Source organism: Bacillus sp. ISL-4, from assembly GCF_018613275.1.
Lineage (GTDB): Bacteria > Bacillota > Bacilli > Bacillales > DSM-1321 > Peribacillus > Peribacillus simplex_E.
The window spans coordinates 169,812-180,449 of the sequence record NZ_JAGGQN010000013.1 but is presented as its reverse complement, the minus strand read 5'-3'; the positions used below and the strand labels follow the sequence as shown (position 1 = coordinate 180,449).

10 protein-coding genes are annotated in these 10,638 nt (G+C 41.8%); 9 read left to right on the top strand and 1 reads right to left on the bottom strand.

The annotated features are described in order from the left end of the window. The first annotated feature begins 116 nt into the window (after positions 1-116). The 8 genes from J7J00_RS12550 to J7J00_RS12515 all read left to right on the top strand — a co-directional run bounded on the left by J7J00_RS12550 (position 117) and on the right by J7J00_RS12515 (position 7,930). Positions 117-389, top strand: coding sequence for a hypothetical protein (locus tag J7J00_RS12550; protein WP_214791044.1), 273 nt, complete (start codon positions 117-119; stop codon positions 387-389). A 464-nt stretch (positions 390-853) separates the two neighbouring features. Then, positions 854-1,669: a uroporphyrinogen-III synthase gene (locus J7J00_RS12545; RefSeq protein WP_214791043.1), complete on the top strand. Its 816-nt coding sequence runs from the start codon at positions 854-856 to the stop codon at positions 1,667-1,669. Positions 1,670-1,682: 13 nt separating this feature from the next. Beyond that, complete coding sequence (gene cobA, locus J7J00_RS12540; protein ID WP_214791042.1) at positions 1,683-3,131, top strand: uroporphyrinogen-III C-methyltransferase; 1,449 nt, start codon at positions 1,683-1,685, stop codon at positions 3,129-3,131. Between the two features lie 364 nt (positions 3,132-3,495). Beyond that, positions 3,496-3,906 (top strand): DUF4064 domain-containing protein, encoded by a 411-nt coding sequence (locus J7J00_RS12535; RefSeq protein ID WP_214791041.1) that lies wholly within the window; start codon positions 3,496-3,498, stop codon positions 3,904-3,906. Positions 3,907-4,081: 175 nt separating this feature from the next. Beyond that, the gene (locus tag J7J00_RS12530) at positions 4,082-5,971 is read left to right on the top strand and encodes an immunoglobulin-like domain-containing protein (protein WP_214791039.1); all 1,890 of its coding nucleotides are present in this window, start codon (positions 4,082-4,084) and stop codon (positions 5,969-5,971) included. Positions 5,972-6,160: 189 nt separating this feature from the next. Next, positions 6,161-6,544: a DnaJ family domain-containing protein gene (locus tag J7J00_RS12525; RefSeq protein ID WP_214791037.1), complete on the top strand. Its 384-nt coding sequence runs from the start codon at positions 6,161-6,163 to the stop codon at positions 6,542-6,544. A 94-nt stretch (positions 6,545-6,638) separates the two neighbouring features. Further along, on the top strand, positions 6,639-7,187 hold the full coding sequence (gene lepB, locus J7J00_RS12520; protein ID WP_286201313.1) for a signal peptidase I: 549 nt from the start codon (positions 6,639-6,641) through the stop codon (positions 7,185-7,187). A gap of 257 nt (positions 7,188-7,444) precedes the next feature. Beyond that, a complete protein-coding gene (locus J7J00_RS12515) occupies positions 7,445-7,930 on the top strand; it encodes a DedA family protein (RefSeq protein ID WP_098369910.1) in 486 nt (161 codons plus the stop codon). Positions 7,931-8,019: 89 nt separating this feature from the next. On the opposite strand, the gene J7J00_RS12510 is transcribed toward J7J00_RS12515, so the two are convergent. Next, positions 8,020-8,754: an SDR family NAD(P)-dependent oxidoreductase gene (locus tag J7J00_RS12510; protein WP_141993947.1), complete on the bottom strand. Its 735-nt coding sequence runs from the start codon at positions 8,752-8,754 to the stop codon at positions 8,020-8,022. A gap of 466 nt (positions 8,755-9,220) precedes the next feature. Here J7J00_RS12510 and J7J00_RS12505 point away from each other — a divergent pair, with 466 nt between their 5' ends. Then, complete coding sequence (locus J7J00_RS12505; protein WP_214791035.1) at positions 9,221-10,558, top strand: MATE family efflux transporter; 1,338 nt, start codon at positions 9,221-9,223, stop codon at positions 10,556-10,558. Positions 10,559-10,638: the final 80 nt, after the last annotated feature.

Below are 10,638 nucleotides of genomic sequence, written 5' to 3'. Positions count from 1 at the left end.
GCGCCTCCTCCTACTCGATTACTTAAAAAGGAAAGGTTATGTATGGCAAAGAATATAGTGTATAGGATGGCTTTTCGAAAAAGTCCGAAATGAAAGGGAGCTAAAAAGTGTATATAATGATTGGAATACTAGTCTTCGTGATTGCATGTGTAGTAACTGCTAAAATAATTTCCTCTAAATATTGGACATGTATTTATACGGCATTCGGGAATGAAAATTATTTTAAGCTAGTTGCGAAATTGGAAAGGGAAGGGATACAATTCAAAACGAAAACGCCTATGAATTCAGGATCCGAAAACTTTCAAAATCGCCATGAAACAATTCAATATGATGTTTTTGTGAAAAAGGAACAGGAGCATATTGCCCAAAGGGCCGTTCACAAAAGTTAATAAAGGGAAAACCTTGAATCTGGCTGTTCTGGTGGCAGCCTTTTTTATTGGCTAGAAAAGGCAAATAGGGAAATGAAGTTTTACGTATGTGATGATATTTCTTATTGAACTAACGGAACTACTCTAACAATCAATCTTACGTTCCATTCATAACCTGGTTCTTTAAGCGAAATGACCTGGAGTGAACTCCAGGTCAAATTTTACTTCCTTGGAAACTCACGAGTAAAAGCTCTAAACTCACGAGTAAAAGCCCGGAACTTACGAGTATTCGCTCGAAACTTACGAGGGTGAGACTAATAAGAAGAAAAATGCTGCTAATCCATTTTTTCATTGAATTTATATGGATAAAAGAAAGAAAAAGCGTTGATTTTGATATGGAATTCGTTTTTTATAGTTTCAAAGACTGAAAATTTGTATAATGGGTGAGATGGATTTAATTGAATGTACATATAGGAGGGGCATGGATGAGTAAACTTAATGGCAGGACCGTTGCTTTATTGGGAGCGCGGAAGACGGAAGAACTTAGTAAAATCGTTCAAAATCTTGGGGGAGTCCCGCTCGTTCGCCCGGCACAGGGGACGGTATTCCTGGATGATTCCCATTTGGAAGAGGATGTCACCCGGTTGATGGCAGGGGAGTTCGATTGGATCATCCTTACGACGGGAGTGGGGACGGAATTATTATATAAAACGGCAGTGAAGATGGAAGCGGGAGGTCGTTTCATAGAAGCTTTGCAGTCCATGAAAATTGCAGCCAGGGGCTATAAAACGGTGAATATGCTGAAAAAGCTTGGTCTGCAGCCATTAATCCGGGATGATGATGGCAGTACAGCAGGGCTTGTTCGCAATTTGGAAGGCAATCTGTCTAAAGGTGTAAAGGTCGCTTTGCAGCTTCACGGCGATCCGGCTCCTCTTTTGATGAACTGGTTGGATGAACAAAAAGTGGAACATAAAGAAATCCTGCCATATGAACATATACCGCCCGAAAAAGAAACGATGCAGCAGCTGATCCAAGAAATCCTTGAAGGCAAAATCGATTCGGTTGTATTCACGAGTGCACCGCAGCCGCGAAATTTAATGAGATTTGTCCGTGAACAAGGTGTGGAGGATAAGATAATCGACCTGTTTGCATCAGATGTAATTGCTCTTGCGGTCGGAAAGGTAACGGCACAGGTGGTAATCGATGAAGGGATCGAGCGGGTCATATATCCTGAAGATCAGCGGATGGGCAGTGCAATGGTGGAGCTGGTGAAATATTATCATGGAATAGCAAGCAGATAGGGGTGAGTTCGGCATGACCAAGGGCAAGGTCTATTTTGTGGGTGCTGGTCCGGGGGATGTGGGCCTTATTAGCGTAAAAGGTCAAAAAGCGATTGAAAAAGCGGACATCATTTTATATGACAGATTGCTAAATCCCAAATTGTTGGAGGCCGCCACCCTCGATTGTGAATTGATATATTGTGGCAAGACACCTTATACGAATGGCATCACTCAAGGGGAAATCAATGGGCTGCTTATTTCCAAAGCAATGGCAGGGCATCGGGTCGTTCGCTTGAAAGGCGGGGATCCTTCCGTTTTTGGAAGAGTAGGGGAGGAAGCTGAATCGTTGAAAAATGTGGGAATCCCATTCGAGGTCATTCCGGGGGTTACGTCCAGCATTGCTGCATCCATGTATGCGGGAGTCCCCGTCACGCATCGGGATTATGGACGTTCCTTTGCGATGGTGACGGGCCATGAACAAACGGAGAAGGATATGGATTGGAACGGGCTTGTGAAAAGTATAGATACGGTTGCCTTTTATATGGGTGTTGCCAACCTTCCGTATATCCGCGAAAATTTGATTAATCATGGAAAGCCGGGGAATACGCCGGCACTCGTCATACAATGGGGCACTTATGGAAGACAGGAAAGTGTTGAGGGTACCTTGGATGATATCGTCGAAAGGGTAAGTGAAAGGTCGCTTGGCAATCCTGCGATCACCTTGGTCGGGGATATCATTTCACTAAGGGGAAAACTGCAATGGTTCGAAAAGAAGCCACTGTTTGGGCAACGGTTTTTAGTGGCCCGGACCGGGACGGCAAAAAGTTCCTTGGCAGAAACCCTGGATGAACTTGGCGGCGAAGTCATCGAGTTTCCTAAATGGAATGCGGCCAAAGTGAAAATAGATGAAAGTCAGCTGCTCTCTTTTCTTTTGTATGATCGGATTCTCTTCACTTCGCCCGAAAGTGTCCATGGATTCTTGGATTCACTCACTGAACATGCTATTGATTTCCGCCGGATTTCTTCTAAACTTTATGTGTTATCAAGGAAATCGAAAAAGGCTTTACAGCAACGGGGACTGATGGCCGAGCTCAAATCCGAGATGTCGGAAGCCGGAACCCTGTTGGTTGTTGGAGATCGAAACAGAGATCAAAGAGATCCGGCTCATGGGGACGGAGACTATTTTCAATCAGTCGATAAATTCGTCGATGAAAGATTCCTTGAAATCCTTCCGAGAATGCTGGACGGGATAGCTGTCGGAACGGTACTATTTTCGAATCGGCATTCAGTTGATATGCTGATGCAATATGGGAAAAAGGCAGACGTGGATGTTGAAACACTGCTAAATCAAGCCTCCATCGGGGTAATCGGGGAAAGCACCGGCAATAGACTTAAAGACTATGGATTTATATTGGATATGATGCCGAAAGAACCGTCTGTCGAACAATTGGTGGAGTTGATCTTGAATAGGAATGTTTTTTAGGCTCTGATAAAAACAGAGTCTATTTCCTTTGGTAGGGATTCGTTATTCATACCCGTTGAAATGTTGTTTGCGTCGAGTTTATTCTACATTGCCCTGCTTGTTCTGTTATTCGTAATGGTTGTGAAGGTGTTCCGTTTCTTTATAAAACATATGACAAAGATGAATTACATGATCGATTGAAAAAAGGGATGACTGATGGCCCTTTCTTCGGGTCGTTAGGGCAGGGATGGGCGTTGAGTGGATTCGGTCAACTTTACCAAATGATGGACGCTCATAAGATTTTGAGGAGTAAGCAATAAAAGTCTTTTATTTCTTCACAGATTGGGTATTATATATACGTGACTTTTCCAGGGAGGCGAAGTAAATGAAACGGACATGGGAATTCGTATTAAGTATCTTTGGCGTGGGTATCGCTGTGATTTTTTTAATCATGACGATCATAGCGGCCGTTTATCTCAACAGTATCGATATGAAAGAAATGATGGACTACTCTTTAATGACAGATTCTGAGTTTTCCTCGTCTGAGGTAGATATGTCGATCAAGTTGTTCATGGGCATACTATGGACGGGAATCATATCGCTGTTCATTGCATTGGCGGGCGGTTTAATCTCTATCTTTCTATTAAAAGGCGGCAAAGCGAAGGGAGCCGGAATCTTATTGATCATTACGGGCATTCTGACGGTCTTTCATGTTTGGCCGCTTTTTTTCTTCATCATACCGGGTATCATGTGCCTTGTAAGGAAGCCGAGGGAAACAGTGGAAGTGATCGTATGATCCGACACTATACATAGTGTAATTTGAAAACAAAGGAGCTGATCCGAAATTCGGGTCAGCTCCTTTTGTGCTGTGAGGATATTTTAGGGGAATATACCTATTTATACCTGCAATCACCAGTCTATCATGTTACTATTATTATAGATTTAAATATAAATAGACTGGAGTTCGATCGATGAAGATACCTTTAATGAAGGTTGGAGCACTGACCTGTTTAACGCTCGGTTTGTTCAATGGACAGGCTTTTGCGGAGTCTGGAATAACCAATGCATGTTCATCATTCGGTGAGATTCAATCCAATGAAAATCCTTCCCATAAGCAAATTAACTGCTTACTGACGAATGCGGCAATAGAGGCCGAAATCCCCCCTGAAGTGGTAAAAGCGGTGGCTACGCAGGAAAACGGGGATTGGAGGCAATTTAATGAGGACGGTACACCGATTAAATCCGGCGATGGCGGTATCGGTCTAATGCAGCTTACCAATAAAAGTGGGTATGACCAGAGAAATCTGGAAAATGATATAGTCTACAATATCGAGGCAGGCGTCGAGGTATTGAATGGCATGTATTCAAGAAGGGATTTGCCCAAGATCAAAGGTGCAGGAAGAAGGGTCATCGAAAATTGGTATTTCCCTGTAATGGCATACAACGGGACAAAACCGGTTAACAGTCCTCTTTACCAGGAAAACGGGAAAATAAATCCGAATGCCTATCAAGAGGAAGTTTTTGCCGAGATAGAAAAACAAAGTTATTTGGATGGCACAAAACTGGCCAAATATCCATTCAAAACAACGGACTTTCAATATGACCGGGAAAGCACTGAAAATATCATCTTTAAAAATCTTGAATACACACTGACAGATCAAACGCATGACTCTGTTTATTGGTTCAAGGCTGGAGACAAAGTTTTGACGACATCCAGTGCGAATATCAGGAAAGAAATAAGCACTACGGCAGGTGCGGTACTTGTGCCACCCAATACAAGCTTGATCATCACAGGGAATTTTGACTATCACGAATCTAAGGGAAATAAATTTGTCTTTTACCCTGTACAAACGGAAGACAAGAGTATTAAGGGGTATGTTTCATCGGCTTACATCACCAATAGTCCATCAGTTGTCGTGCCCATCAAGGATACGAATAAACCTGTGATTTCAGGGGCAGCTGGCAAATCGATACCATTCAATTCAACTTTCAATCCTCAAACCAGCGTAAAGGCGAAGGATGATAAAGATGGTGACTTAACGAGTGCCATACGTGTGGAAGGTAAGGTGGATACGAAGAAAGTGGGCACCTATACTTTGACTTATACGGTAGCTGACAAGGCGGGGAATATTGCTAAGGTCATAAGGAAAATAACCGTTTATGATCAAGTCAAGCCGGTAATTTCCGGTGCCGGGAATAAAACCATCAAACTTAATTCTTCATTCAATCCAAAAACAAACGTGAGTGCCAAGGATAATGCCGATGGCAACTTGACTAGTAAAATCAAAGTGACGGGTACAGTGAATACGAAGAAAAAGGGGACATATACATTGAAGTATACGGTCACCGATTCATCGAAAAATGCAGCGACAGTCACAAGAAAGATCACGATAGATGGCACCAAGCCAGTCATCTCGGGAGCCAATAGTAAAACCGTTGGCTATTATTCGACATTCAACCCTAAATCAGGCGTATCTGCGAAAGATAACCTGGATGGCAACATGACTAGTAAAATAAAGGTGACAGGTACGGTGAATACAAAGAAAAAAGGAACGTATACATTAAAGTATACAATCACTGATTCATCGAAAAATACTGCGACAGTCACAAGAAAGATTACGGTAGACAGCACCAAGCCGGTCATTTCCGGTGCCAATAGCAAAACCATTGCCTATAACTCGACATTCAATCCTAAATCAGGTGTATCCGCGAAAGATAATCTTGATGGAAGTTTAACAAGTAAGATCATAATAACAGGGACTGTGAATACGAAGAAAAAAGGCACCTATACATTGACATACACAGTTACGGATAAATCGAAGAACAAGGCAGAAGTAAAACGGAAAATTACAGTTAAATAGAAGGCAAAATGGGATTCCCGCAATAGGGGAATCCTTTTTTTTGCTGTCTGAATGGGTTTGGCTGAAAGATATGCATATATAATAGTAGAAAGTGTTCAAGGATTGATCCTCCAGGGTGGAGAGGATATTGATAAAAATGTTATAATTGTAAATAGATGTAACGCGAAGGGATCTGAAGGGGGATTGTTTATGGGCAAAGAACAAGGGCATGTGAACTGGATGGATCAGATTTTTAAGGAATATGAAAGAGACGGCGGGCTGAAGAATAATCCTGGCTTTGGAAAACCGCTTCCGGAGTCGGCGCTATCGGGAAATATATATGACAACTTCTTGACGAAGGCCAAGGATGCCGGTTACCTTCCGCTTTGGATAAAATGGCAAAAAGAAATTCGGGAAGAGCTATCAGGATTGGTTCGATTGAAAAAAATGAATGGAACTGAATCTGAAATCAAGAAACGAATGGATGAAATAAATGAGAAAGTCCGTACATATAATGCAATTTGTCCAGCCAAAATGCAGCGCAGGGAAATAGAGTTGGAAAGCATCGAAATCCAGTATGAAAAATGGAAGTAATTGATAATGTGTAAAATGCGGGTATTTGTATGACGTGATCATTAATGGATTATGATATAATGACATGAATAAAAAACAGAGAGAGGGACTTCGATTGGAAAAAAGAAAAGAAGTTTTTTCATGGATAAAAGCGATATTGATTGCAGTCATTCTAGCTTTTTTAATTCGAACGTATATTTTTGCACCGATTGTCGTGGACGGTGAGTCAATGATGCCGACTCTGCAAGACCACGAAAGAATTGTTCTTACCAAGTTTGGAACGAATATCGATAATATAGACCGGTTTGACATTGTCGTTTTTCATGCAACGGTAGATAAAGATTATATAAAAAGGGTAATTGGTCTGCCAGGTGACCATATTGAATATAAAGACGATACGCTTTATATTAATGGGAAAGCATATGAAGAACCATACTTGGACAAATATAAGAGTCAGATGGCAGGGGTGCCGCTGACTGAATCCTTCAAGCTAGAAGATCTTACAGGCAGCATGACAGTGCCGGAAGGCCATTTGTTCCTTATGGGGGACAATCGCCAAAATAGTTTGGATAGCCGTGAAATAGGCACGATTTCCGTCGATGAAATTGTCGGCAAGGCGAATCTAGTGTATTGGCCAATCAATGAAATAAAGCTTGTCAATTAAGAAGAAGCGGACTCGGGTATCGAGTCCGCTTTATTGTTGCCGTTATTCATTTCCGTAAAGAGGAAACATTGATTAGCATTATCATACAGGTATCAACAAAAAACGTGTCCATTCTTCTTTTTTTTCTATTTTTTTTATGAAAATCAACTCATTTGGGTTAAATTAGGTTATCCTATTAAAAAGAAGTAATCACGTTACCCAGGCCCGTGTAAAATATGGATTACTTTAAAAAAGGGTGCTGAGATGGAGTACTTTAGATGGATATTGTAAAAGATTTAATATCAAACTATGGTTATTTTGCGATATATGGACTGTTGGCCATTGGGATTATTGGCTTGCCGGTACCTGATGAGTTCATGATGACTTTTGTCGGCTATTTGTCATCCATTTCCGTTTTGAATGTCCAGGGAGCATTCCTTGTCAGTTTCCTTGGTTCGATATCCGGGATGCTTGTCAGTTATTTCATCGGAAAAAAGGTGGGGAAGCCTTTTTTGAGGAAGCATGGTAAGTGGATCAAAATGACCCCCGCGAGGTTGGAGAGATTGGAGAAATGGTTCAATAAATACGGTCCTTGGACCATCATCATAGCCTATTTCATCCCAGGAGTCCGTCACTTCGCCAGCTACATTTCCGGGATGAATGGAATGGGGAAACGAAAGTACTTTATCTTTGCAGGAGCAGGGGCTTTCAGCTGGTGTTTGGTATTTACGACTTTTGGTTATTTCATTGGTGTGTTAACGTAACTCATTTCAACTTACCAAATTTCTTTATTGGAATCAGAAAATCCCGTTTCTGGATCTCTAGAAACGGGATTTTCCATTTCTGCCTATAATTATTGAGCTGAGTATCCGCCGTCGATGACAAGCTCGGCACCAGTTACGTATGAAGCTTCATCGGATGCTAGATAAAGCACGGCATTTGCAATATCCGCCGGCTGACCCAAACGTTGTAATGGAGTTGCTTTGATCATTTGGTTCACTAACTCTTTTGACTCTTCTAATTTTTGAGTCATTGGTGTTTCGATGATACCAGGGAATACAGCATTGACACGGACGCCCATGCGGCCATATTGCGTTGCGGCAGCCTTGGAAATAGCACGAACGGCACCTTTTGAAGCTGAGTAAGAGTTTAAGCCCATACCGATTTGAGCAGTGAAGGAAGAAATGTTTACAACTGCGCCTTTACCTTCTTTAGCCATGTGAGGAACAACGTGTTTCATTCCAAGGAATGGTCCAAATCCATTGATGCTTAACATTAGCTGCCAATCGGCCAATGTCGTATCGTTAATGCCTTTTTCTGTTGAGATACCGGCATTGTTTACCAAAATGTCGATTTTGCCAAATTTAGCGATAACTTCATCGGTCACCTTTTTCCAGCTTTCGTCTGAAGATACATCAAGTACAGTTCCATGGACATTATCCAGTTCATTCACAACAGCTACAGCTTTTTCATTGATATCAGCAGCAATGACTTGTGCTCCTTCTTTTGTGAATAGGTCTACCATTTCCCTGCCCATACCAGATGCTCCGCCAGTGATAATGGCTACTTTATCAGTCAATCTTCCCATCATGATCACTCCTAATTAGTTGTTATAACGATGAATATATGTTCAAGTATAGTGCAAAAGTTATATTATCAACGAGCAATACTATAACTCCTTCAAGAATCCGTCAGGCATTTTATTTTCCGGCTTGCGAATTTCCTTTATCTTGCTGGATAAAAAAGTACATGTATGCCTGTGAAAAAATGGACTTCCCATAACTGATGCAGGTTGAAAGCGGTATCAATCTTTCAATCTTCTAATATTGAAACCGTAAATTATCAATATCTAAATAGCTTTACCCGTTCTATTTGAAACGATTCACTAGTAATCTTGTAGAGGCATCTCATGCATGTCGGGGAGGACCATATGCTCAATTCTAGTAATTAAAATTGAATACTGCAATCTTTTTGTACTTTGAATACAAATTTTTATAACACGATTCCAATTTTAACTTTTCAGAACTTTTATGTACATAGGAGGTCATTATTTTATGAATAACAGAGTGTATCTTTCCTTGGTCATCCCGCTTACGATTTCGACAATGAGTACGCCCTTGCTAGGTGCGGTCGATACGGCTGTGGTTGGAAAGTTGAGTGATCCCGCTTATATTGGCGGGGTGGCTGTCGGAACCATAATTTTTAATACGATGTATTGGCTTTTTGGTTTTCTACGGGTCAGTACATCTGCCTTTGCTGCACAAGCGGAGGGGGCACGGGATGAAAATCAAAGCCTGATGGCCTTGATTCGGCCTTTCTTCATTGCAGCGATCATCGGCCTGCTTTTTATCGTGATCCAAAAACCCATTTTGAATGTTTCGTTAGGCGCAATCGGTCCGGAATCGGACGTTTCCGCCTTTGCCGCAGATTATTTCGGCATCCGGATATGGGGTGCACCTTTTGCATTATTGAACTATGTCATCTTAGGCTGGTTAATCGGGAAATCCAGGATAAAAACATCTTTGTTCATTCAAGTTTTCATGAACGTGATCAATATTGTCTTATGCCTCGTTTTTGTAAATGGCTTTTCGTGGTCTGTATCAGGGGTTGCTGCCGCTTCATTGATATCAGAGATTTTCGCTTTTTTGCTGGGCTTGTGGGTCATCCGAAAAGCGGTTAACGTACCGGATTCATTTTCATTCCGGGAGGGGTTCGATCGGGCTTCCCTGAAAAAAATGATGGTGGTCAACAGGGATTTATTCATCAGGACCATTTGCCTGATCACGGTTTTCAATCTTTTTACGGCCAAGGGAGCCACTTTCGGGACAGAGACACTGGCGGCCAATGCCGTACTCATTCAAATCCATTACCTGATGGCCTATTGCTTTGATGGCTTCGCGAACGCGTCGAGTCTTCTGGTCGGGAAGGCGATTGGTTCGAGAGATATAGACCTTTATAAAAAAACACTCTCACTATCGGCGCGGTGGGGCTTGTATGCTTCGTTCATACTTGCCGCATCTTACTATCTATTCAGCGATAAGGTCATTCTCCTTTTCACGAACATTCCCGGCGTCATCGAACTGGCCCATGAATATGGACTTTGGATAGTCCTATTCCCATTCAGTGCCTTTATCGGACTCATTTTTTATGGAGTGTTTATCGGTGCGACAGAAGCCGTTCCAGTTAGGAACTCAATGCTCCTTGCACTATTGGCTTTTCTATTTGTCCAATTCATGGCTGTCAGCAATCATGGCAATCATGGATTATGGCTTGCATTCCTGGCTTTCAGTTTAGGACGTTCTGTGTTTTTAGCTCTATACATCCCAAGGCTGAACCGAAAAGTAACAAAGCTTATGGATGCCGATAGTCTAATGAAATCATCTTCTTTTTAATAAAAGAGGGTGTTTTTTATTAATGCAGGGAATTTTATCGGTAGTTTGATGTTGGCGATAATACGGGAATACGAAGAATA